This is a genomic window from Pseudoalteromonas sp. BDTF-M6, assembly GCF_018334135.1.
GTDB lineage: Bacteria > Pseudomonadota > Gammaproteobacteria > Enterobacterales > Alteromonadaceae > Pseudoalteromonas.
In genome coordinates, this window is the sequence record NZ_JAGXTQ010000009.1 from 1 (window position 1) to 21896 (window position 21896).

A 21896-nucleotide genomic window follows, 5' to 3' on the forward strand; every position below is an offset into this window, starting at 1 on the left:
AAGAGTGGTTTCAACTATACGTCCCTGTAGCTTGGTTACCTCGGTCGTCCATGACCTCACCTCAGTAAGCTGCGAAGCTGTGCTTCGGTCTTACTTCGCCTAATTAAAGAAACCCGTTGCAGCAATGCAGCGGGTTTTTTGCTTTCTGGCGTTTACGTTTTTTATTCTAATAGAATTGGTCGCCATAATGCAGCGGCTTTTCTGTGTTTGTAGGTCGGCCTTATCGTCAATATGCCCCTGCATGGCTCTACTACCGTCCTCCTTTGCGGCAAACTCCGACTTAAAAAACTCCCACAGCTATCTCTAGGCGAGGCTTTAGCCTTGCAAAATCAAGATATAAAAAAACCGCTTGGATTAGGCTGGCTTTTCTTGGTATTAAGGGAGTGAACTTGTTAGGCTATTAGGGATGATTAGAGAATAGTGTCGAGGTTGTTGTGATAGCACTAGGTGTATATTTGTTGGTGTTTGCACTATTTGGGGTGGCTGCCACTTATTTTGCTAAGTTTCTTTACTTTCAGTGGCGTCACCAAGAAATGCGGCCCCGATATATTATCAGAGCCTTACTTTGTCTCTTGGCGATTATTGTACTGTCTTTGCTGCTCAGCTTATTCGGATACTGATCGCAGTTAGTACACCGAGGAAGATGAGCCCTGAATTCTAACGCACTGGGATTGTTGGCATTGGGTTGATGGGCGCATTAGGTGTTCACATATGCTGACCGCGCCTGTCTTTAGGTTAAACTGACGCTCTTGCACCGTGATTTCCTCTGCCAAGGCTTTGACCTGCTCTGCATCGGCGGTTTTGGTTGAGAACACCACATATTCATTTGCACCACCGCAAGCCCTGCTGCCAACCGCAACCACTTGGCATTGTTGACTCGTATCACATGTTTTATCTGCGGTAAGCTCATGGATCCGTCTGTAACCTTGAGCAATGGATTCATTGGTGGCGGTGATATTCGGGTTTTCTACACGTACGCCTTGATCGGCGACGACCAGCTGTTTAGGCGTCGGCTTGAGCTGAGTTTTCGGCTGTTGTGCCTGTGTTGTCTCACTCGCAGCAACGGCCTGTGTTTCCTGTTGGCTATTGCTATTGCAGGCACTTAACGCCAACACTGCGGCGGCTATCAATGTTAATCGCATAATGTTCTTATTTTACGGTTGATGATGATTACCATAATACTGACATTTCAGCGGCACGCAAATGCCGCTATTTTCGTTCCTAAACTGGCTTTTTAGTTTTGAATACCACCCTGGGTGAGCTTTCGAGGATCCAGCAAGGTGATCAAATCTTCATAGGGAATATCCGTTTCTGCTGCGGCAACATCGAGTATGGCGCGCTTTTCTGCATACGCCTTTTTAGCGATTTGCGCTGCCTTCTCATAGCCGATAAGTGGGTTGAGGACGGTCACCAAAATGGGATTTTTAGCCAATGAGCGCTCGAGGTTCTCTTCATTCACTTTAAAGCTGGCGATGGCCTTATCGGCAAGCGCTATGCTGCTATTGCTAAGCAGTTCGATACTCTGCAAGACGTTATAGGCTATTACCGGTAGCATCACATTGAGCTCGAAGTTACCGGATTGACCTGCCACCGTGATGGTAGTGTCATTACCTATCACCTGAGCCGCGGCCATGGTGGTGGCCTCCGGGATCACAGGGTTAACCTTGCCGGGCATAATCGATGAGCCCGGTTGTAAGGCTTCGAGTTCTATTTCAGCAAGACCCCCGAGCGGACCCGAGTTCATCCAACGTAAGTCATTGGCAATCTTCATCAGTGCCACGGCGGCGGTTTTCAGTTGCCCGGAAACGGCCACCACGCTGTCTTGGGTAGCAATATGGAAGAAGGGATTCTCTCCAGCTTTGAAGCTCACCCCGGTTTGTTTGGTCATTTCTTTAGCAAAGTGTGCCGCGAAGTCGGGATCGGCGTTAATACCTGTGCCGACAGCCGTGCCTCCTTGAGCAAGCTGTAACAGTGCGGCAGCACTTTCACCTATATGGGCTCTGGCGGCGACAATTTGCGCGTGCCAGGCAGACATGCTTTGTGCAAAGGTGACGGGCATGGCATCCATAAGATGGGTGCGTCCGGTTTTAACCTGTTCACCGACTTGTTCTACCTTGGCCGCAATCACAGCTTCCAAGTGAGCCAACGCTGGCAGAAGCTCTTGCTCGATGGCGATGGCACTGCTGACGTGGATGGCCGTTGGGATCACATCGTTTGAGCTTTGCCCCATATTCACATGATCATTGGGGTGCACCTTGGTACCGAGCAGGGCTGTAGCACGGGTGGCAATCACCTCATTGGCATTCATATTGGTGCTGGTGCCCGAGCCGGTCTGGAATACATCCACGGGAAAGTGCTCCAGGTGCTCACCCGCGATGATTTCGCTGCAGGCCTTAGCAATGGCCGAGCTGGTTTTGGCATCCAAATAACCGAGCTGATGATTAACCTTGGCCGCGGCACGCTTGATATGTGCTAGCGCGGTGATAAAGCGGCTCGGCATAGTCAGCGAGCTGATCTTAAAATTATTCACGGCGCGCTGTGTTTGTGCTTGATACAGTGCGTCGGCGGGGACTTTGAGTTCACCCATGCTATCGTGTTCGCTGCGGTAAGTGAGGTCCATGCTCTGCTCCTGGAGGCTGGTAAGGGGCTGTGGAAGAAAGCTAGGCGGCGTGCCGCCTAGCGTAGAAGGATATTAATCAAGATAGGCTTTAAGCATCCACACCAGCTTTTCCTGTTCTTTGATGTAATCGCTCATTAATGCCGCCGTGCCTTCATCTTCATTATCGCTGGCATCGACAAGAATGTTACGCTGCATCTTGATCAGGGTGGTGTAGCCATCCAGTAAGTTTTGCACCGCTTGGCCACCGTCACTGATGTTTTTAGCCTCGTTGATCTGGCTCAGCTCGATATAATCTGTAAACGCATGCAGTGGCTCACCACCAAGGGTAAGAATGCGCTCGGCGATTTCATCGACCTTCTCTAATAATAGGTTGTAGATTTCTTCAAATTTGACGTGCAGTTCGAAAAAGTCGCGGCCTTTTATATTCCAATGAAAGCCTCGGGCGTTCATGTATTGGATTTGATAGCAGCTGAGTAAACGGTTGAGCTCATCGATGATAGTTTCTGTTTCTTGAGTATCCAATCCAATAGCATTTACTTGCGACATAGCTGTCTCCTTTGCGTTTAGAAGTTGTACTTCAGTATGGCGTAAAGCCTCTTAATAACAAGCGGATAAAATCGATTTAAGCAATCACATAAAATGATTTGCATGCGCTTGTAGCTAATGACATGGGCATGATTTGTGCCAAAAACAAGGTCGCAATGGTGAAATATTGATCTATCGCAAAAGCGATTTCGGTGCTTAAAAAAGCCGCAGTGAAAATTGATTTAGCGCAACATTTGTATGCACTGGGGGGTCATAATCTGGGCATCGACATAGGAGATGTGGTTATGAATAAATCGAAAAAAGCAGAAATCACCGTTTGTGTTATTGCCGTACTCACCTTTGTAATTGGTTTAGTGGGTCACCTTGCCGGAGCCAGCTACGCAAATTCCGATGCCTTTGGCATGATTGCCGCACCGATCCCGCTAGTGGTGGGAATTATCGCTGTAATTGCGTATAAGATTGCCGCAGCAGCCGAGAATTAATCTTCTCGCAGTTGCTCGAGAATATAGGCAACAACCTTACGGGAGTAAATCAAGCTGGTGTGGCTAAGGTGAAATACCTTGTGCTGCGCCATCCCATTGAGCTTGGTTTCATCCACCTTGACCGTGCCATCGCAGGGGTGTCCTTGTTCGAACAAGGGTAACAGGCCGAGAGGGAGATCGCCGGCAATGCTATAAAGCTTGGCGTTAAAGGGCCAGTCTTGGTTTTCACTGGCCAGATATTCCAGGCTGTTTTTTAACAGTGCCTGCATGCCCTTTTGCTGCATATGATGGACTATCTTGGCACCCTTATGGGGTGTACCTAAGGTGAATACTTTTTTTACCTGCCGTACTTGGGGGAAATCCTGGCTGAGATAACGTCGGGCGATCAGGCCTCCCATAGAATGGCAGACAAAGGCGCAATCTTGCTCGCCCATAAAGTCGTTGATACGGGCGAAGATCTCGTCGGTATTTGGATCTAAGGTGTTGTAAGACAGGTTGAGTATCTCATAGCCGTGTTTTTTCAGTCGCGCGCACAGCGGTCGCATAACAAAACCCGACATATACAAGCCATGTAAAACTACTACCTTAGTGATCATACAAATCCTTACCCACGTCTCGACCTAGACGATGACGAAGGTCTTGTCCCAGTTTTTGGCAATTTAGCCCTGACCCTGCAGCCAGGTCAAGGTAATTTGCAGTGTTTGCTCCTGGTTGCTAACCCATACCTCGGCGTCTTCAATGCTAATGGTCAGGTCGATGCTGCGTGAGGCCATAGCTGCTAGCTGTTGCGTTTCGTCATAGTTTAAGCTGACAACGCGGAGGTTTTTAAACTGGCTTAACTTCTGCTGGTTCTTCTGCCACCAAATGTCTTGGTTGTTTTCCCCATAGGCATAAAGCACCACCTCTTTGGCACGGGTGCAGGCCTTTTTCAGACGCTTTTCATCCGGTAGACCAAGATCGATCCACAGGCTAATGCTGTCATCCATCTCTCGTTGCCATAATTCCGGCTCGTCTTCAGCGCACAGGCCCTTGGTAAACTGCAGCTCTTCATTGGCGTGTAAAGCAAAGGCCAACAGACGGATCATAAGTCGTTGCTCGGTTTCCGAGGGATGTTGGGCAACGGTTAAAGGGTATTCTTGATAATGGTGGCGATTCATATCACTGATATTCAGACGCGCTTTAATTATGGTGGCCTTTAATGCCATAACAACTACTTCCTGGGCGAGCAAAGCGGGCAGTATACACGTTCGCGTGGTGATTTGCTCTGCCCATGTGGGGGCTGCCAGGCGCTTACCCGGCAACCAAAAACGAGTTATAGAGTGGCGTGAGGACCAAATACCTCGTAATGAATGCGGTCGTCACGCACACCCAGTCGCAGTAATTTTTCTTTGGCAAATTGCATAAAGGCGATGGGGCCGCATAAATAATAGTCTCCCTCAGCAAGAGGTAGTTCAACTTGGGTAAAGTCGATAAGCCCACCAAAGGTGCACTGGCTATCTCCTTGCTCTTGATTGTACCAAGTATAGTGATGCCAACCATGTTGCTCACATAGGTGGGCGGTATGCTCTGCAAAAGAGTGTTGGGCCCTGTTTTCACAGGCGTGAATATAGGTAACCGAGTGCTCATACTGGTTCTGTGCCAAGGTGTCGAGCATGGCCTGCATGGGGGTAATGCCCACACCGGCAGAAATCAGAACGACAGGCCGCTGCTTATCAATAAAAAAGAAGTCACCGGTCGGTGCGTGCAAGTCAACCAGGTCGCCAACCTTGAGTGTGTTATGCAAATAGTTGGAAACAATTCCCAGCTTGACGTTTTCTTCGCGCTTCACTGAGATGCGATAGTCTTGCCCGTTTGCTTTAGTCGAAAGCGAATATTGTCGGATTTCGGTGTGTTCAGAGGTATCGGGTTGCAATTCAATGGCAACGTACTGACCGGGACGGTAATCCATGACGGGCAGGCAGTCTACTGGCTTGAAGGTGAAACTGGTCACCAACTCAGACTCCTCGGTCTTTTCAGTCAGTTGAAATGCTCGCTTGCCTCGCCAGCCGCCGACCGACGATTCTCTTTGTGAATATAACTGCTCTTCTCTAGAGATAAAGATATTGGCTAGGATGCCGTATGCCTTGCCCCAGGCCTGCTCGACGCCTTGGGTAAAGTGGTGGCTGAGTAACTCGCGCATAGTTTCAATAAGGTGATGACCGACAATATTATAATCATCGGCTTTAATATTAAAACTAACATGCTTATTAGCGATACGCTCAATGGCGTTAGCGAGTACCGCTGGATTATCTAGATTCTTGGCATACGCTACGATGGCTTCAAACAGCGCCACCCTTTGACGTCCTGTATGTTGATTGCTTAGGTTAAAAATATCTTTAAGTTCGGGGTTGTGGGAAAACATGCGAGTGTAAAAATGGTCGGTAACCGCAGTGCCCGCCTGTTCAATTAATGGGATGGTTGATTGCACTGTTTTAATGTCTTGAATCGATAACATCTTAACTCCAGAAGTTATGGCTGTGGCCGCTAAATGTGCTGACCAGGAATGTAAATACACAGAATATAAAGTACGCAGCCCTGTGGGCAGGCCCAGGCAGCGATACCTTTAGTTATTACCTAGATGCCTGGCATAGCCGAAACGCAACCTGGCGCTTTGCCACTGTCTCTACAAGGGCATTTGGCTATACTCATAGCAGGGCTTTTGATCCTTTTAATTCATATGCGAGCAGTTACTTAACGCTGTAACCGAGTCCGTGCAAACCAACGCAACGCACGACATAACCCACCTTAAAAAAGGCTGCGAAGACTATGGTTGCGATATGAGCACTTACCTGTGCTGGGATAGAAAAGTAATGATTAAATTTATAGGTGATCAGTAAACACAAAGCGGTTGTCATAAATGACATCACCATGGCCCAATTACCGCCAATAACACACCATTGGAAACCACGCTGTTGATTATCCAGCTGCTGAGCGCCGGTGAGTAAAAAATTTGAATACATCTCAACTCCACACTATGAACAAGTAGGCATGGTTATATAGACAAAACTCATGCCATTTTTTAATCAATTGAAATTAAAGGATAAGTTACTTATAAAACAACAGGTGTGTGTCATAATGACTTAAGTGGTAATATGTCTTTATGACTCGATATTGTCTTTATGATTTGGTGAAGTATGAATAACCCGACCGATAACCAGTTACTTGAGCTGTCGCTGGAGCTAGCGCAAAGCGTGTCGAGCAACTTACGCTTTGATGGACTACTAACGGCGATCCGCAAATTCATTACCTGTGATGCCATTGTGTTACTGGTTTTGAAAGGGGAATACTTACAGCCTCTAGCCTTGCAGGGGTTAAGCCGAGATACCATGGGGCGGCAATTTATTATCGCCGAGCACCCCAGGTTTTTGGCCGTGTGCCAATCCACAAAAGCAGTGCGTTTTGCGGCCAACTCAGAGCTACCCGATCCTTATGATGGGTTGGTATTAGCCACGGATGGGGACTTGCCCATTCATGCCTGCATGGGGGTGCCCCTGTATTTTGAGCAACAGCTTATCGGTGTGCTGACATTAGATAGTTTAACGCCTGAGGTGTTTGAATCCTTGTCACAGAGGACGCTGTCGTTGATTGCTTCAATGGCATCGATCAGTCTTCATACGGCCCTGACTCTGGATTTATTGGAGGCCAATGTTAAGCATTCGAAAGAAGTGATGCGAGCGCTAAATGAACCCAGTGATTTGGGCCAGCAATCTTGCTTGGTCGGCCAAAGCGCCGCGATGGAAAAACTTAAGAACGAGATTGCCCTAGTTGCGCCATCAAATTATTCGATTTTGATACAAGGGGAAAGTGGCACGGGCAAGGAGCTGGTGGCACACAGCATTCATCAACATTCAAGTCGGTGTGATGAAGCCATTATTCACGTGAATTGTGCGGCGTTGCCGGAAAATCTAATAGAAAGTGAATTGTTTGGTCATGCCAAGGGAGCGTTTACCGGAGCGGCACAAAAACGTGCCGGCAAGTTTCTTATTGCTAATGGAGGCACCATATTTTTGGATGAAGTGGGTGAGTTGCCATTGGCGGTGCAAAGCAAATTGCTGCGGGTGCTGCAAAGCAATGAAATTCAGCCCTTGGGCTATGATAGCACCGTTCAGGTAGATGTTCGTGTGATTGCCGCAACTAACAGGGACTTAAAAGCGGAAGTCGAACAGGGTCACTTTCGCGCCGATCTTTACCACAGATTAAATGTGTATCCATTAACTGTTCCGCCGCTCCGGGACAGAGAGGGAGATATAGAACTCCTAGCGGGATTCTTTATTGAGCGTATCAAACGTAAGCTGGGTGTAAATCAATTAAAGGTTGCAGCCCAGTTAATGGAGAGACTTGAGCATTACACTTGGCCCGGCAATGTGCGCGAGTTGGAACATTTGCTCAGCAGAGCCGCACTCAAAGCATGCGCAAAATTCTCTATCCAAGAGCGTCATCGCCAAATTGTGACTCTGACTGTTTCCGATTGTGATGAATTAACCCCGAATACAGAGGATGCAGACGAAAGCCAAATAGTGCCACAGCAGCAGGTGCCAGAAGAGCAGAGTGGGGCAATCCCGCCGCTAAACTTAAGGGCTGCGGTAGACGATTATCAAAAGGCCTTGATCAAGCAGACATTGCATCAGTATCAAGGAAACTGGAGTCAGGCGGCGAAACACCTTGGTGTGGATCGCGCTAATTTGGTGCGCTTATCTAAGCGTTTGGGCATACGCCTTGAAAAGGTGGTGTGGTAAAGCATTCAGTGACGACTAGCGACGCAGTGTAACAAGGGTAATTCGCGTAAGGAGAGGAAATGAAAGCGGGAGTCTGTGGTATAGTTGCTAGTAAGAAAGCGAGTTTTAGTTTGCAACGCCGCAAGGCCCTGGCTAAAAGCAAGCATAAAGATTAAAAGGTTATATTTATCAAATGAGTAGAGCAGGAATTCAATGGTTTCCGGGCCATATGAACAAGGCGCGCAATGAAATAAAAGAAATCATGCCGCAGATGGATGTGATTATTGAAGTGCTGGACGCGCGTATTCCCTATAGCAGCGAAAACCCTATGGTAGGCGCGCTGCGCGGCGATAAACCGGTGATCAAGATCCTCAATAAGGCAGACCTGGCCGACCCGCAGATGACCACGCAATGGCTTAATTATCTCGAGCAGGAAAGTGGCGTGAAGGCGCTGCCCTTGGAGCATGACAAGGCCGCGCAGGTGGGCAAAATTGTTGAGCTTTGCAAAAAGCTGGTGCCTCATAAGGTGGGTGCCGACAAACAAATTAAAGCCATGATCATGGGCATTCCTAATGTTGGTAAGTCGACCTTGATTAATACCCTGGCGGGGCGCATCGTCGCTAAAACCGGTAATGAACCGGCGGTGACCAAGGCGCAGCAGCGGATCAAAATTGATGAGGGCATCATGCTTTATGATACCCCGGGAATGCTTTGGCCTAAGGTTGAGAATGAAAACTCCGGCTATCGTTTAGCGGCCACGGGTGCCATTCGTGATACCGCCATCGACTATGAAGAAGTGGCCAGCTACACCGCCGAGTATTTGCTGCAAGCCTACCCGCAACTGCTGATTGATCGCTACAAGGTTGACCCCTTACCCGAGCATGATTATGACTTTATGCTGGCGGCGGGTAAAAACCGGGGCTGTATTCGTGGTGGTAACCAAGTAGACCTGCATAAGTTTTCAGAAATCTTGATTAACGAGCTGCGCGATGCAGTGCTTGGCCGAGTGAGCATGGAAACGCCCGAGATGCGTGAGCGCGAAGAGCTGATGGTGGCCGAATTACGCGCCGCCGCCGAGGCCAAGAAGGCGGCCAAGGAAGAAGAAAAACGCCAGCGTCGCGCCCGGGCCCGTAGAAACCGCCGTTAATCTGCGGGTATTAAATTACAGACATAAAAAAAGCCCGCAAGGGCTTTTTTGTTTTCATATCTACCGTCACCGATATGAGCAATGTAGCAAGTAAAATGTAGTGCGGTTGATGGAATCGCCTTATCAAGGGGCGTTGAATTGGCTGCCATCAACCTGTGCCTTACGGGCGCTAAACGTGTTTCAGGGTCGTGAAACAAATTTTCAGTAACAAGCGGGTTTGAATTTGCCCCTCCTTGTTGAGATTGATTATCAATTAGATTTGCGTGTTAGTCAACATCTAATGCAAATAATTCTCAATTGAGTTTCATAGTCTGTTTATGTTTAACTGGTTTAAGGTTAGTGTGTAACAGTCGGGAATTAGAATTATTGCTCCATGCCTTGGCCGATTGCGCTATGGTTATAAAAACAATAAACGGGATGAACTAGTATGAGTCGTGATAACTATCCTCAAGGACACTTTTGCTGGGTGGAACTGTGCTCCACCGATTGGCAAAAAGGCAAAGCCTTTTACAGTGACTTTTTCTCTTGGTCGGCAGTCGATCAACCCATAGGAGAAGGCGTGTACTACACCATGCTGCAAAAGCAGCAAGAGGATATTGCCGCCATGTATCAGATGCCCGCCGATCAGCAGGCGCAGGGGGTGCCCAGTTACTGGTTAAGTTATATTGCCGTGGACGATGTCGACAGCAAGACCGCCGCCGCCAAAGAATTAGGGGCCAGCATAGTGCATGGTCCTCACGAAGTGCCCGGTGCCGGAAAAATGGTGTTGCTGTGCGATCCTGGCGGTGCCATGGTCGCGCTCTGGCAGGGCAAAGGCCATAAGGGCTCGCAACGCAAGAATGAAACCAACACCCCGTGTTGGTTTGAACTGGCCACCCGAGATATGCGTGCCAGCGCCGAGTTTTATCAGCAACTGGTCGGCTGGCATACCGAGTTGCGGCCAATGGACGGCATGGAATACACGGTTCTTAGTATCGATGGCGAGGAAATAGGTGGCATGTTGGCGATGAACGAACAATGGCCGGACGACATTCCGTCTCACTGGATGGTGTATTTTCAAGTCGATAATTGCGATGAACAGGTTGAGCAGGCGAAAACTCTCGGCGCTGAGATCTGCGTTCAGCCCATAGATATCCCTGATGTCGGCCGCTTTAGCGTGATTAATGACCCCCAAGGCGCGGTATTTTCGGTTATTCAACTTCAAGGATAAGGCAATGACTCAACATGTGGTGATTACCGGTGCCAATCGTGGCATAGGCCTGGAATTGGCTAAGCAGTACGTGAATGCCGGTGCCGAAGTAAGCGCCTTGGTGCGCCAAAGCAGCGATGAACTTGATGCTTTAGGTGTTCAGGTGATCTCTGGTATCGATGTTTGCGAACCCGATCAGGTACGTGATCTGGCAACCAAACTTGATAATAAGCCCATAGATATTTTGATTAACAACGCCGGGCTATTACACAATGAAACCTTGGCCGATATGGACTTTGCGGCAATAGAGCAGCAGTTTGCCGTCAACGCCCTGGCACCTTTGCGCGTTACCCATGCCTTGGGGCATTTATTGCCCGCCGGTGCCAAGGTGGCGATGATCACCTCACGTATGGGCTCTATTGCCGACAATGGTTCTGGGGGCTATATAGGTTATCGCATGTCTAAAGCGGCCCTGAACGCTGCCGCCGTGAGCCTGGCCCACGAACTTAAGCCGCGTGCCGTTGCAGTCGGTTTATTTCATCCCGGTTTTGTGCAAACGCGTATGGTGGGTTTTGCCGGTGACGTCAGCCCCGAGGTCGCAGCGCAGCGCATAAAGCAGCGGATCGCCGAGCTGGACTTGGCCAATACCGGCGGCTTTTGGCATGCCAATGGTGAGCGCTTACCCTGGTAAGCGGCTCACTACTTCACTATCTACATTTAAGCAGGCGGCAAGTGTGTATAGGATCACCTGCTCCGCCTCATTAATTTCGCCATCGTGACTAATGCAGAGTTGGCAGGCTTGGATCAGCACCTGCTTTTTCGCCTGCGGCAAGGTTTTCACTATGCTTAAGGCGCGTTGTAATCGGGTGACCTGACATTGGGCATCACCATAATAGCGCATGGGTAGCTGCAAGGCCTCGGAAGCAGCATTAAGGGCTGTTGCTTGTTGCTGCTCATCACTGTGTCCAAAGCTGGCAAGGGCGTTAAGCAATTGTTCGCAGGCCTTAGCTATGATCTTTCTGTTAAATTGCCCAATGGTGCCGCTATTGGCTCCGCTCAAGGCATGGACACTCAGCTCATAGAAGGACCAGGCATGAAGATCCAAATTGCCATCTACGACGACAATATTTTTTAGCTTGGCTAAAAATTCTCGCTGGCCATGTAGTGGCAAACAACGCAGTGCTCCTATGGCAACTTCCAACAGCATCAGCTTCTTACTCATGCCAAGCCCTGCCAAAGAGGCTTCCGCCTGGTCGAATTTAAAGGCATCGACATAGGGCAAGGCGACAATCTGACGCAGTTGCGTTTGCCGTTGTTGCCAGTCTTGATGCAGGCAGAGCATCATTACCAGCCACTGGGCATCCACTGGCTCATGGGCCAGGTAGCCCAGGTTAGCATCAATGCCTTCAAGTTTTATTTGGTTTTCGCTATTGCGCTGGTGTCGCGCCACCTGCAACAGGCTTTGCTCATGCGCCGCCATCATGGCGCCATGCACCGTCGCATGGGCATGGCCTCTTGGGCGTTCGGTAAGCATGCCATCCCAGCTGGGGTCGAGTGCCCGGATACGCTTGCTTAGAGGCGGGTGGGTGCTTAACCAGGACAGCCAGGGACTGAGCGCATCGGAAAAAAACAAATGACTATATAAATGCGCATTGCTTTGCCTCAGGGTGTTTTTGCGTGGGCTTTCGGCTATTACCAATAAGGCCTGCGCCAGATCGTAGGGTGCGCGGGTGAGCTCTGCCGCACCGGCATCGGCGAGGTATTCCCGCTGGCGACAGACGAGGGCCTTAATGGCGTCGCCGAGTTGAGTTCCAAGCCAGCCAAATAGAGTGAGTATAAGGCCCACTATAGCTGGGAGGCCAGCGCCATCGCCTCTTTGATTTTGTCCTCTGGATGCATACATAGCGCCGTGGATAAGGTTTTCCCCGGCTTGGCCGATAAAGGTGATGCCAAAGAGTAAGGCCGTCATACGCACATTAAGGCGCACATCGCCGTGGCGAATATGACTGAACTCATGAGCTACCACCGCCTGTAATTGCTCGCGACTTAGTAGGCGTAATGCTCCCTGAGTAACGGCTATCACACTGTCCTGTCTATGGTAACCGGCGGCAAAGGCATTGATACTGGGCTGATTTTTGAGCACATAGACACCAGGAACCGGCATTCGTGCGGCGATGGCAACTTCTTCAACCACATTGAGCAACAGGCGGTGTAATGGATCATAACAGTTGCTTTGCACCTGTTCGCCACCGAGTTGCTGAGCAATAACATGGCCGCCACGACGTAATTGCAGGTACTTATAGAGAACGGCCGACATTATTATCGTGCCGATAGTGAAAGTGACGCCAAGATGAATGCGGCTGCCTTCACCTAGTGGCTGCAGGCCATAATTAAAGAGTATATAGAGATCACTGTCCAAGACGCGCATCAGCCACAATATTGGCCAATGGGCGAGGGCGATCAGCAGGGTGACCGCCAGCACAAACAAGGTAACCAGCAGCCAGGTTTTGCGCCTAGCCTGGCGCTGGTGTTTGAAGAAGTTGTGCACGGCTAGTTAAAGGAAACTTTCGGTGCCTGACGTTGTACTTGTGGGTCTTCCAACTGCAATAGTGGCGCATCGATACCATGACCCGTCATTTTCGCAACCAGTACAGGAGGGAAGCTTTGCTTAAAGCTGTTGTACTGCATCACCGCGTCGTTATAGGCCTGGCGGGCAAAAGCGATACGGTTTTCTGTGCTGGTAAGCTCTTCGCTTAGGTTGGCCATGGTGCTGTCGGCTTTAAGGTCGGGGTAATCCTCGACACTAATTTGCAAGGCACCGAGGGCACTGCTTAGTGCGCCTTCGCTGGCGGCCAGCTGTGCCAATTTGGTGGCATCGATATTGCCTTGATGCAGTGCTTGCAGGGCGCTTACCGCCTGGTTACGGGCGGCGATAACCGCTTTTAGGGTGGTGTTTTCATGATCCAGATACGCCTGCGCGGTAGCAACCAGGTTAGGCACCAGGTCATGGCGGCGGTGTAATTGCACGTCTATCTGTGCAAAGGCATTTTGAAATTCGTTCTTATACTGTACTAGATTGTTGAAGATTATTACCACGGCTATGGCGACAACAACCAGTATGATTAAAAGTACTGTCATGTGCGTTCTCCTCCCTAATTACTTGGTTAATATACCCTATCTGGTTACAAAAGCAGCCAAAGCAAAGACTTTTTTTGCTATTATGAGGGCTGATTATCGACTTTTTTCGGGGTTTTCCGTGGAATTATCGCAAGGCGCTGTGCTTAGCCTCCCTTTGTTTTTACTCAATGACTCTCTTTATGCTCGTGATATGAATGAGCCCGACTTACTGTTAGAAGTGACGCTGGACGAAGAGCTACTGGCGCATTTATGCCAAAATCCCAGTGCGGAGCAATCGGTGAGCCTGCAGCTCAGCACCTACGAGCTACGTCCCCAGGCGCAGCCCTTGTTGTCTTGCGAGCATCAGGCCATGTTGATCCTGAGCCGAGGGCCGTTATTGGCGGCGGTATTGGAGTGCAGCGATGGGCAAAGTTATGTGTCGCCGCAGTTGGAAATGATGCCGACCTTTGATCTCGGTGATGACGATGAATAAATTGGCGTGGATGTTGTTCCTGGTTTTTTGTACCGGTTGCGCCGTATTTGGCGCTCAGAAGTACGATAGCCTCTACGGTCAACAGCAGGTAGAAAACCGTCAGCATCCCGCCTCCATCGAGCAACAGGACTTCTTCGCGCAAGAGGTAAAACCCGTGCTCGATAACCGCTGTGTGGTGTGTCACGGCTGTTATGATGCGCCCTGTCAGCTTAAGTTATCCTCGCCCGAGGGCATAGAGCGCGGCACCTCAAAAGACTTGGTGTACGATGGCACCCGGTTATTGGCATCCGAGCCAAGTCGCTTATTTATCGATGCACACACCACGGCACAGTGGCGCGAAAAGGGTTTTAACCCGGTGCTCAATGAACGTCAGCAAAATCCCCATGCCAACTTGATGGCCAGCGTGATGTATCGCTCTCTGGCTTTGAAGCAACAACATCCTTTGCCGCAGGATGCCATTCTTGGCGAACAGTTTGACTTTAGCCTGGACAGGGAGCAGAGCTGTCCAACCATCGAAGAATTTGAAGACTATGCCAAGGATAACCCGCTGGCGGGTATGCCTTATGGCTTACCGGCATTAAGTAACGCGGAGATGACAACCTTAACGAGCTGGTTGCAGCAAGGTGCTCCCTTAGCCGAAGAAGCGCCACTGAGTACTGAGTTGCAGGCCGAGGTTGATAAATGGGAGAAGTTTCTTAATCAGGACGACCTCAAACATCGTTTGAGTGCCCGTTATATTTATGAGCACTGGTATCTGGCCAATATCTTTTTTGCCGATTTGGAGCGCGGGCAATTCTTTAAGCTGGTCCGCTCCAGCACACCGCCGGGAGCAGCTATCAAGGTGATTGCCACTCGCCGCCCCTATGAAGATCCCCAAGTTGAGCGTGTTTACTATCGTCTGCGCCCGTCACACGCCACGGTACTGGCTAAAACCAATATTCCGCTGCCGCTGAACGATGACAAATTAGCGCGCCTGCAACAGCAGTTTATCGACACCGATTACCAGGTAACTCGCTTGCCCGGTTACAGCATAGAGGTGGCCTCTAACCCCTTTAAGGCCTTTGCCGCTATACCGGTGCGCTCTCGTTACCAGTTTATGCTGGATGAGGCTGAGTTGATTATTCGCGGCTTTATTCAAGGTCCTGTGTGCCGCGGCCAAATCGCACTTAACGTGATCAATGACCAGTTTTGGGTGGCCTTCGTCGACCCGCAATTTATCGGCGCCGAGCAATTCGAGCAATTTTTAATGCGCCACGAGGATGCCCTGGATATGCCGGCGCAGGAGCAAAGTAATGCGCTGCCAATCTCGAGCTGGGTAAAATATGCGGCCAAACAAAGCGAGTTTCTAGAAGCCAAGGCGGCATTGGCAAACGAGGTGTTTGCCGACGGTCAGCATTTAACCGCCGATATTCTCTGGCAGGGTGAAGGCCATAATGAAAATGCCGCATTGACCATTTTCCGTCACTTTAACAGCGCCACCGTGGTTAAAGGTTGGGTGGGGGAGGCGCCGAAAACGGCCTGGGTCCTCGATTATTCTTTATTTGAGCGGATTCATTACCTGCTGGTGGCCGGGTTTGATGTCTACGGCAATGTCGGTCATCAGTTGCTCACCCGCCTTTATATGGACTTTTTGCGCATGGAGGGGGAAGACAACTTCCTGTCCTTGCTGCCCGCAGAGGAACGCGCTAAGTTGCGTGCTCACTGGTATCGTCGCTCCCCGAAAAACCTGGTTGAGTTCCTTAAAGACCCGGATATTCGTTTTACCCAACCGACCGGGATAAGCTACCACAGCGATGACCTGCAGCAGGAGCTCTATAACAAGCTTGCGGCCAAGCTTGAGCCCGTGATGAGCAAGCGTTATGACTACCGTCAGGCACCGGAGCTGTTGCAGCGCCTTAATGACCTCGATAGTAAAGCGGTGAATCTGTTGCCTCAGGTCAGCTATATTTTGGTGGGCGATCAGGCGTCTGATTATCAGGCTTATACCCTGGTGCATCATAATGCCCATTACAATATCAGCAGCCTGTTGCGCGAAGAGGCGCAACGCGCCTATAACGAGGATAAAGCTCTGGTGGTTCCGGGCTTTATTGGTGACTATCCGGAAGCTCTGTGGGTGCTCAGCGAAACTCAGTTGCCGGACTTTGTGCAAGGTTTAGAGCAGGTGCGCACCGAGCAACAGTACCGAGCCCTGAAAAGCCGGTTTGCGGTGCGTCGCAGCGATCCAGATTTTTGGCGTTATAGCGATCTGCTCCATCGGGTTGCAAAGCGCTATCGCGGTATCGAATATGGTTTGTTCGATTATAACCGTCTGGAAAACCGCTAAGCGAGTGACATAAAACTGTAACAATTTAACAACACTTGTTTACTTGTGTCCGTTTTGGCAAAATTACACGGCTCGTGCCTATTAGAAAGAGAATAACAATGCACTATTGGTCTATATTTTTACTTATTGTCGCCACGGCATTTACCGCCCAGGCGAATGAAAAGAAGTTGAACAAGTGTATTAGCCCCGCGGGTAAGGTGACCTATACCACGGAGCGTTGTCCGGCGGGATATCGCACCCAGGTGATGCGTGAGCAGATGTCGCTGATGCAGTTCGCGCAAAAAGCGCGTAACGCACCGGACGTAGGCCCTAAAGAAGCGGATGAAACTGATCTGGCTTTTTATTTGCGTACTAACTTTGCCCATACAGACTGGGTTGAGAACATTCACCGCAGTTATTTAGAGCAGGGTAATGCCGTGGTAGTGGTTGATACCTACCGTTTGCACAAACTTGAAGGCATCTGCCAGGCCACTCAGCAATGGATTACAGAGCATCCTCATCCTATTTTCAATCTTCAGGATATGCGCTTTGAATTTACCAGCGGTGCCCCTTTTGCGTCCCGTTACGTGACCCAAGGGGTCTGTGACTACCGCTTAAGATAGCAGCAGAAAAAGGAGCCCAGGCTCCTTTTTTTATACCAATTCACTTAAATTGGTATTACTGCACAGCATCCGCCGCGGCTAACAAGAGTTGCTCGCTTAGGCGCATTTTGTAGTTAGGGTTGGCATATTGAAAGTGCACTCGCGCGTCGGTATCGAGTACAAAAACCGCCGGCACAGGCAACGCCACTTTTTGCTCCCCGTCCAGAGTCACAAAGTTCACGCCAAGTTTATTGCGATACGCCTTGGCCACCTCATCATCGAGATAAAAAGCCAGGCCCAGTGCTTGCGTCAGTTTCAGTTGGTCGTCAGAGAGGAGTTGATAATTTGCCGAACTTATCGTGCTTTGTTGCAGTTTCTCTGGGCTATCCGGAGACACGGCGATAATTTGAAAGCCCTTGTCGATAAGCTCTTGCTCAATCTTTTTTATATTGGCCAGCTGCTGCGAGCAGTAAGGGCACCAGCCGCCACGATACACAACTAATATCGTCGGCTTTTGCTCTAGCAGGGTGTGCAGGCTGACTTCCTTGTTATCGGCACTTTTAAGCGACACTTGGGGCAGAACCAATCCGGGTAGGATGGGGCTGACGTTGGCCGGGGAGTCACTGATATTGGTGATGGTAGCGCCTTGCGCCAGATTGCCCCCGAGCGCCACGGCCAGGGTGAGGGAAAGAGTCAGTAGGGTGTTTTTTAACATGGTATCTCGTGCGAATCAGATTAGTGATAATCCATTAGAACGGGGAATTGGCTAATCTCTTTCACTCTCTTTGCAGTTAACGGTATGATAGGTTTATTAACCGCGAATGTGAGAGATAAAATGTCGAGTGCTGCAAAAAAAATAGCCGTTATGTTGGAAATGCAACATGCCATGAATACCAAGGTGCATGAACAATGGTTTGACCAAGGTTTCGAATGGTATCGAGCAATCTGGGTTGAGTGTGCGGAAATGCTCGATCATTACGGTTGGAAGTGGTGGAAAAAGCAAACGCCCGACACCGAACAAGTGATTTTAGAGCTGGTGGATATTTTTCACTTTGGCCTAAGCCTGCGTATTGATGGTGAAACCTCTTTCACCGATTTGGCCGCCGCGCTCGAGCAGGAAATGGCCAAGGTGCATAGCGAAGCCGATTTTAAAGCCACTTTAGAAGTCTTGGCCGCCAGTGCGGTGAATGACAAAGCCTTTAATGCCGCGGCATTTGCCGGCTGTATGCAGCAAATTGGTATGAATATCGATGACCTTTACCGTGGTTATGTGGGTAAAAACACCCTTAACTTTTTCCGCCAGGATCATGGTTATAAGGATGGCACCTATATCAAGGTGTGGCATGGTCAGGAAGACAACGAGCACCTGGTCGAAGTGGTAAAAAGCCTGGATACCGAAAACCCAGACTTTGCCCACTTGGTTTATCAGGGCCTAAAACAACGCTACCCGGCGTAAGTAACCCTAGATGGGTAAAATATCCCGATAGTCGGTGATATTTTCATACCCGGCTAGCTGGCGACTCGGTTGCTTGCTATCCGGGTTGGCCACCGCCAGCAGGTGGCCAATACCAAAGCGTTTGGCCGACGCCAGCACAGCCGCACTGTCGTCCACAAACAAGGTGCGCTCCTTATCGAATCTTAAATCCTCTTGCACCTGTTGCCATAAACTCTGCTCTTCCTTGCTGACACCATAGTCATGAGTGGAAATTAGCAGATCCAGATACTGATCCAGCTCGGTCATCTCCACCTTCAAGCTTAAACTGTCGCGATGAGCGTTGGTGAGCAAAATCAATTCCTTACCCGCCGCTTTTAAGGCCTTGAGAAACACAATAGCGTCATCACGAATGGAAATAAGGTGTTGTATCTCGCGCTTTAGCTCCATGATCGGCAACTGCAACTCTTGTTGCCAATAATCCAGGCAATACCACTGCAACTGCCCCTGTACCTCTTCATAGCGATGGGTCATGATATCGTGGGCCTCGGCGAGACTTATTTGATGGCGCTTGGCATAGGCCTGGGGGATCAGCTCCAGCCAAAAATGATTATCAAAATGCAGATCCAGTAAAGTGCCATCCATATCCAGTAGCACGGTGTCGATATTGGCCCAATTTGGCATAGGCTTTTCCTATTAAAACAATTATGATGAGCATTAAAGGTGATAATAACAAAGTCGCGGCCATGACACAGAAAAAGCATCCTACTCCTCCACAAATTCTCGACACACAAGTGGTCGCTCAAAGCCGCTTGTTTACCGTCGAGACCTTAGATTTACGATTTTCCAACGGTGAGCAGCGTCAGTATGAACGCATTCGTGGTGGCGGCAGAGGAGCCGTGTTAATTGTGCCAGTCACCGAAAACGATGAATTGATCCTGGTGCGCGAGTATTGTGCCGGCACCAATGACTATCAGTTAGGCTTCCCCAAAGGTTTGATCGATCCCGGCGAGAGTCCGGAGCAGGCGGCCGTTCGTGAGCTGAAAGAGGAAGTGGGATTTGGCGCACACAGCTTGAAGGCCTTGAAGCAGGTGTCACTAGCGCCCAGCTATTTTAATGCGCACATGCATATTATTGCCGCCACCGATCTCTATCCAGAGCGTTTGCCCGGTGATGAACCTGAGCCCTTAGAGGTGGTTTACTGGCCAACATCCCAATGGCAACAGCTTTTGGCGGAACCAGATTTTACCGAAGCGCGAAGCGTCGCTGCTTTGCTATTATTAGTGAAGGCGTCTTAGCCGGTCTTGGGGTGAGTAGACAAAGGGGGTAAGGTTGCAACAATTCTTAGAGCCATGCATTGAGTTGGCTGAACAAGCAGGTTTGGCAATTATGGCGATTTATCGTCAGCCGGATATTGGTAAGCAAGTAAAAGCCGATGATACACCGGTCACTAAGGCCGATCTCGCGGCAAACGCGGTATTGGTTGCCGGTTTGCAAGAATTAGCAAGCGACATCCCGATTATGTCGGAAGAAACCCCTATTCCCCCCTTGTCGGATAGAAAGCATTGGCCTCGCTATTGGCTATTGGATCCCATGGATGGCACCGGTGAGTTTATTCTTGAAAGCGGTGACTTCGCCGTCAATATTGCCTTGGTTGAAAATAACCGCCCGGTTTTGGGGGTGATCCATTGGCCGGCGAAAAACATCACTTATTACGCCGCCTCCCAACATGGTGCATTTAAAAAGAGTGCAAAAGGCATAGAGCGAATTAGCGTCGCTCAGCCCGACGGGTTAACTCTGGCAGTGAGTCGCAGACAAAAACTCGAAGCGGTCAGCCAATATCTCAATACCACATTTGATACCGTTCCCTTAGGCTCCTGCTCCTTAAAGGCCTGTATCGTCGCCGAAGGCAAGGCCGATTGCTTTATGCGCATTGGTCCGACGGGTGAGTGGGATACCGGCGCCTCGCAGGTGATAGTGGAGGAGGCCGGCGGCAGTATTACCGATGCCGAATTCAATCCACTGACCTATAATCAAAGGGAGTCGACCGAAAACCCCGACTTTATTGTCATGGGTCACCCCGATTGGGAATGGCAAAAGATGATAAGCCCGCACCAACGCTCGCATCACAACTAGTTCTGGTGGAAAAATCAGCATCTAGTTGCGATCTTGGCATTTAAACTTGCATTTTTACTCTTTTGCTATATTATGGCGCTCTCGCTGGCTAGGGGACACTCCTAAATACCAGCGATAGAAGCTAAATCGGTCTGTGTTTGACAGGGTTGAGTTTCGAAATTTACAGGCGCGGGATGGAGCAGAATGATAAATCATTCGCCGGACTGCTAAGCCTAAAAGCCGAAGGTCGTCGGTTTCCGACGATAATGAAGCTTTAAAGTCTACTGGCGCGGGATGGAGCAGCCTGGTAGCTCGTCGGGCTCATAACCCGAAGGTCGTCGGTTCAAATCCGGCTCCCGCAACCAACTTCTTTTTGTTCGGTTAGAAGTCAAAAATAAACCTTCAGTCTACTGGCGCGGGATGGAGCAGCCTGGTAGCTCGTCGGGCTCATAACCCGAAGGTCGTCGGTTCAAATCCGGCTCCCGCAACCAATTCTTAATTGGATACGCCACTTCTTTCGAAAGCAGAAGCAAAACAACTTTCAAGTCTACTGGCGCGGGATGGAGCAGGATGATAAATCATCCGTCGGACTCGCTAAACCAGAAAAGGCCGAAGGTCGTCGGTTCCCGACGAAACTCAGCTAAGACACTTACAGGCGCGGGATGGAGCAGCCTGGTAGCTCGTCGGGCTCATAACCCGAAGGTCGTCGGTTCAAATCCGGCTCCCGCAACCACTTCTTGGTGCTTTCTCACTAAATTTATCAGATTTATTGTTGTTCGACCTACGGTCGTCGCCACGGCGTGTCGCGTTCACATCCGGCTCCCGCAACCAATTCTTCGCCGAATTGGTCTATACACAGACCATAAAAGGTCGTCGGTTCGCTTTCAACGTTCGCAGCTCCCGCAACCAACTCTTAGTGCTTTCTCACTAAATTTATCAGATTTATTGTTGTCGACCTACGGTCGTCGCCACGGCGTGTCGCGTTCACATCCGGCTCCCGCAACCAATTCCTTGGTAGATTTTCTTATTATTCTCCCTTGAATCTATAATTATCGACCTCCGGTCGTCAGTTCGCTTTCAACGTTCACAGCGCTCGT

At 49.8% G+C, this 21896-nt stretch carries 22 protein-coding genes and 3 tRNA genes; 14 read left to right on the forward strand and 11 right to left on the reverse strand.

The window, feature by feature from the left end; genetic code table 11:
* Nucleotides 1-626: 626 nt before the first annotated feature.
* From KD147_RS15830 to KD147_RS15840, 3 genes are all read right to left on the reverse strand, one after another.
* Nucleotides 627-1142 (reverse strand): hypothetical protein, encoded by a 516-nt coding sequence (locus KD147_RS15830; RefSeq protein ID WP_105253878.1) that lies wholly within the window; start codon nt 1140-1142, stop codon nt 627-629.
* Nucleotides 1143-1234: 92 nt separating this feature from the next.
* Nucleotides 1235-2620, reverse strand: a complete 1386-nt coding sequence (locus KD147_RS15835; protein WP_212548482.1) for a class II fumarate hydratase — start codon at nt 2618-2620, stop codon at nt 1235-1237.
* A 72-nt stretch (nt 2621-2692) separates the two neighbouring features.
* Complete coding sequence (locus KD147_RS15840) at nt 2693-3166, reverse strand: Dps family protein (protein ID WP_105253880.1); 474 nt, start codon at nt 3164-3166, stop codon at nt 2693-2695.
* Nucleotides 3167-3450: 284 nt separating this feature from the next.
* Here KD147_RS15840 and KD147_RS15845 point away from each other — a divergent pair, with 284 nt between their 5' ends.
* Nucleotides 3451-3648, forward strand: coding sequence for a hypothetical protein (locus KD147_RS15845; RefSeq protein ID WP_105189514.1), 198 nt, complete (start codon nt 3451-3453; stop codon nt 3646-3648).
* On the opposite strand, the gene KD147_RS15850 is transcribed toward KD147_RS15845, so the two are convergent.
* The 4 genes from KD147_RS15850 to KD147_RS15865 all read right to left on the reverse strand — a co-directional run bounded on the left by KD147_RS15850 (nt 3645) and on the right by KD147_RS15865 (nt 6647).
* Nucleotides 3645-4244: a PGAP1-like alpha/beta domain-containing protein gene (locus KD147_RS15850; protein ID WP_212548483.1), complete on the reverse strand. Its 600-nt coding sequence runs from the start codon at nt 4242-4244 to the stop codon at nt 3645-3647. The two genes, KD147_RS15845 and KD147_RS15850, sit on opposite strands and share 4 nt — an antisense overlap.
* A gap of 63 nt (nt 4245-4307) precedes the next feature.
* Nucleotides 4308-4853 carry a YaeQ family protein gene (locus KD147_RS15855; RefSeq protein WP_212548484.1) on the reverse strand — a complete coding sequence of 182 codons (546 nt, stop codon included), beginning with the start codon at nt 4851-4853 and terminating at the stop codon, nt 4308-4310.
* 107 nt (nt 4854-4960) lie between these two features.
* Nucleotides 4961-6142: an NO-inducible flavohemoprotein gene (gene hmpA, locus KD147_RS15860; protein WP_212548485.1), complete on the reverse strand. Its 1182-nt coding sequence runs from the start codon at nt 6140-6142 to the stop codon at nt 4961-4963.
* Between the two features lie 232 nt (nt 6143-6374).
* Nucleotides 6375-6647, reverse strand: coding sequence for a hypothetical protein (locus KD147_RS15865; protein ID WP_105253884.1), 273 nt, complete (start codon nt 6645-6647; stop codon nt 6375-6377).
* A 174-nt stretch (nt 6648-6821) separates the two neighbouring features.
* Here KD147_RS15865 and norR point away from each other — a divergent pair, with 174 nt between their 5' ends.
* The 4 genes from norR (at nt 6822) to KD147_RS15885 (ending at nt 11429) form a co-directional block, all read left to right on the forward strand.
* Entirely contained in the window at nt 6822-8423 is a 1602-nt protein-coding gene (gene norR / locus KD147_RS15870) for a nitric oxide reductase transcriptional regulator NorR (RefSeq protein ID WP_212548486.1), read from the forward strand.
* A 172-nt stretch (nt 8424-8595) separates the two neighbouring features.
* Nucleotides 8596-9549: a ribosome biogenesis GTPase YlqF gene (gene ylqF, locus KD147_RS15875; RefSeq protein ID WP_212548487.1), complete on the forward strand. Its 954-nt coding sequence runs from the start codon at nt 8596-8598 to the stop codon at nt 9547-9549.
* Between the two features lie 427 nt (nt 9550-9976).
* Nucleotides 9977-10759, forward strand: coding sequence for a VOC family protein (locus KD147_RS15880; RefSeq protein WP_212548488.1), 783 nt, complete (start codon nt 9977-9979; stop codon nt 10757-10759).
* Between the two features lie 4 nt (nt 10760-10763).
* Complete coding sequence (locus tag KD147_RS15885) at nt 10764-11429, forward strand: SDR family oxidoreductase (protein WP_105258475.1); 666 nt, start codon at nt 10764-10766, stop codon at nt 11427-11429.
* On the opposite strand, the gene KD147_RS15890 is transcribed toward KD147_RS15885, so the two are convergent.
* Both KD147_RS15890 and KD147_RS15895 read right to left on the reverse strand, forming a co-directional pair.
* On the reverse strand, nt 11418-13286 hold the full coding sequence (locus KD147_RS15890; protein ID WP_212548489.1) for a M48 family metalloprotease: 1869 nt from the start codon (nt 13284-13286) through the stop codon (nt 11418-11420). The genes KD147_RS15885 and KD147_RS15890 overlap by 12 nt on opposite strands.
* Nucleotides 13287-13288: 2 nt before the next feature.
* Nucleotides 13289-13876 (reverse strand): LemA family protein, encoded by a 588-nt coding sequence (locus KD147_RS15895; protein ID WP_105200374.1) that lies wholly within the window; start codon nt 13874-13876, stop codon nt 13289-13291.
* A gap of 118 nt (nt 13877-13994) precedes the next feature.
* On the opposite strand from KD147_RS15895, the gene KD147_RS15900 reads away from it, so the two are divergent.
* The 3 genes from KD147_RS15900 (at nt 13995) to KD147_RS15910 (ending at nt 17273) form a co-directional block, all read left to right on the forward strand.
* On the forward strand, nt 13995-14348 hold the full coding sequence (locus KD147_RS15900; RefSeq protein ID WP_212548490.1) for a hypothetical protein: 354 nt from the start codon (nt 13995-13997) through the stop codon (nt 14346-14348).
* Nucleotides 14341-16671, forward strand: coding sequence for a fatty acid cis/trans isomerase (locus KD147_RS15905; RefSeq protein ID WP_212548491.1), 2331 nt, complete (start codon nt 14341-14343; stop codon nt 16669-16671). Before KD147_RS15900 ends, KD147_RS15905 begins: the two co-directional genes overlap by 8 nt.
* 98 nt (nt 16672-16769) lie before the next feature.
* Nucleotides 16770-17273: a hypothetical protein gene (locus KD147_RS15910; RefSeq protein WP_105253891.1), complete on the forward strand. Its 504-nt coding sequence runs from the start codon at nt 16770-16772 to the stop codon at nt 17271-17273.
* Between the two features lie 55 nt (nt 17274-17328).
* Here KD147_RS15910 and KD147_RS15915 read toward each other — a convergent pair whose 3' ends face one another.
* Nucleotides 17329-17967 (reverse strand): peroxiredoxin-like family protein, encoded by a 639-nt coding sequence (locus KD147_RS15915; RefSeq protein ID WP_212548492.1) that lies wholly within the window; start codon nt 17965-17967, stop codon nt 17329-17331.
* Between the two features lie 120 nt (nt 17968-18087).
* Here KD147_RS15915 and KD147_RS15920 point away from each other — a divergent pair, with 120 nt between their 5' ends.
* Nucleotides 18088-18708, forward strand: a complete 621-nt coding sequence (locus KD147_RS15920; RefSeq protein WP_212548493.1) for a dUTP diphosphatase — start codon at nt 18088-18090, stop codon at nt 18706-18708.
* 6 nt (nt 18709-18714) lie between these two features.
* Here the strand turns inward: KD147_RS15920 and yrfG are convergent, their stop codons facing one another.
* Nucleotides 18715-19368 carry a GMP/IMP nucleotidase gene (gene yrfG, locus KD147_RS15925; protein WP_212548494.1) on the reverse strand — a complete coding sequence of 218 codons (654 nt, stop codon included), beginning with the start codon at nt 19366-19368 and terminating at the stop codon, nt 18715-18717.
* A 62-nt stretch (nt 19369-19430) separates the two neighbouring features.
* Between yrfG and nudE the strand changes: the two genes are divergently transcribed.
* The 5 genes from nudE to KD147_RS15950 all read left to right on the forward strand — a co-directional run bounded on the left by nudE (nt 19431) and on the right by KD147_RS15950 (nt 21532).
* Entirely contained in the window at nt 19431-19982 is a 552-nt protein-coding gene (gene nudE, locus KD147_RS15930) for an ADP compounds hydrolase NudE (protein ID WP_212548536.1), read from the forward strand.
* A gap of 34 nt (nt 19983-20016) precedes the next feature.
* On the forward strand, nt 20017-20820 hold the full coding sequence (gene cysQ, locus KD147_RS15935; protein WP_212548495.1) for a 3'(2'),5'-bisphosphate nucleotidase CysQ: 804 nt from the start codon (nt 20017-20019) through the stop codon (nt 20818-20820).
* A gap of 267 nt (nt 20821-21087) precedes the next feature.
* Nucleotides 21088-21164 (forward strand) — tRNA-Met (locus tag KD147_RS15940).
* A 49-nt stretch (nt 21165-21213) separates the two neighbouring features.
* Nucleotides 21214-21290: transfer RNA gene (locus KD147_RS15945), tRNA-Met, on the forward strand.
* Between the two features lie 165 nt (nt 21291-21455).
* Nucleotides 21456-21532: transfer RNA gene (locus KD147_RS15950), tRNA-Met, on the forward strand.
* The last annotated feature ends 364 nt before the right edge of the window (nt 21533-21896 follow it).

Coding starts and splice junctions, on each gene's coding strand:
- KD147_RS15830 (WP_105253878.1), bottom strand. CDS start 1,142: ATGCGATTAACATTGATAGCCGCCGCAGTGTTGGCGTTAAGTGCCTGC.
- KD147_RS15835 (WP_212548482.1), bottom strand. CDS start 2,620: ATGGACCTCACTTACCGCAGCGAACACGATAGCATGGGTGAACTCAAA.
- KD147_RS15840 (WP_105253880.1), bottom strand. CDS start 3,166: ATGTCGCAAGTAAATGCTATTGGATTGGATACTCAAGAAACAGAAACT.
- KD147_RS15845 (WP_105189514.1), top strand. CDS start 3,451: ATGAATAAATCGAAAAAAGCAGAAATCACCGTTTGTGTTATTGCCGTA.
- KD147_RS15850 (WP_212548483.1), bottom strand. CDS start 4,244: ATGATCACTAAGGTAGTAGTTTTACATGGCTTGTATATGTCGGGTTTT.
- KD147_RS15855 (WP_212548484.1), bottom strand. CDS start 4,853: ATGGCATTAAAGGCCACCATAATTAAAGCGCGTCTGAATATCAGTGAT.
- hmpA (WP_212548485.1), bottom strand. CDS start 6,142: ATGTTATCGATTCAAGACATTAAAACAGTGCAATCAACCATCCCATTA.
- KD147_RS15865 (WP_105253884.1), bottom strand. CDS start 6,647: ATGTATTCAAATTTTTTACTCACCGGCGCTCAGCAGCTGGATAATCAA.
- norR (WP_212548486.1), top strand. CDS start 6,822: ATGAATAACCCGACCGATAACCAGTTACTTGAGCTGTCGCTGGAGCTA.
- ylqF (WP_212548487.1), top strand. CDS start 8,596: ATGAGTAGAGCAGGAATTCAATGGTTTCCGGGCCATATGAACAAGGCG.
- KD147_RS15880 (WP_212548488.1), top strand. CDS start 9,977: ATGAGTCGTGATAACTATCCTCAAGGACACTTTTGCTGGGTGGAACTG.
- KD147_RS15885 (WP_105258475.1), top strand. CDS start 10,764: ATGACTCAACATGTGGTGATTACCGGTGCCAATCGTGGCATAGGCCTG.
- KD147_RS15895 (WP_105200374.1), bottom strand. CDS start 13,876: ATGACAGTACTTTTAATCATACTGGTTGTTGTCGCCATAGCCGTGGTA.
- KD147_RS15905 (WP_212548491.1), top strand. CDS start 14,341: ATGAATAAATTGGCGTGGATGTTGTTCCTGGTTTTTTGTACCGGTTGC.
- KD147_RS15910 (WP_105253891.1), top strand. CDS start 16,770: ATGCACTATTGGTCTATATTTTTACTTATTGTCGCCACGGCATTTACC.
- KD147_RS15915 (WP_212548492.1), bottom strand. CDS start 17,967: ATGTTAAAAAACACCCTACTGACTCTTTCCCTCACCCTGGCCGTGGCG.
- KD147_RS15920 (WP_212548493.1), top strand. CDS start 18,088: ATGTCGAGTGCTGCAAAAAAAATAGCCGTTATGTTGGAAATGCAACAT.
- yrfG (WP_212548494.1), bottom strand. CDS start 19,368: ATGCCAAATTGGGCCAATATCGACACCGTGCTACTGGATATGGATGGC.
- nudE (WP_212548536.1), top strand. CDS start 19,431: ATGACACAGAAAAAGCATCCTACTCCTCCACAAATTCTCGACACACAA.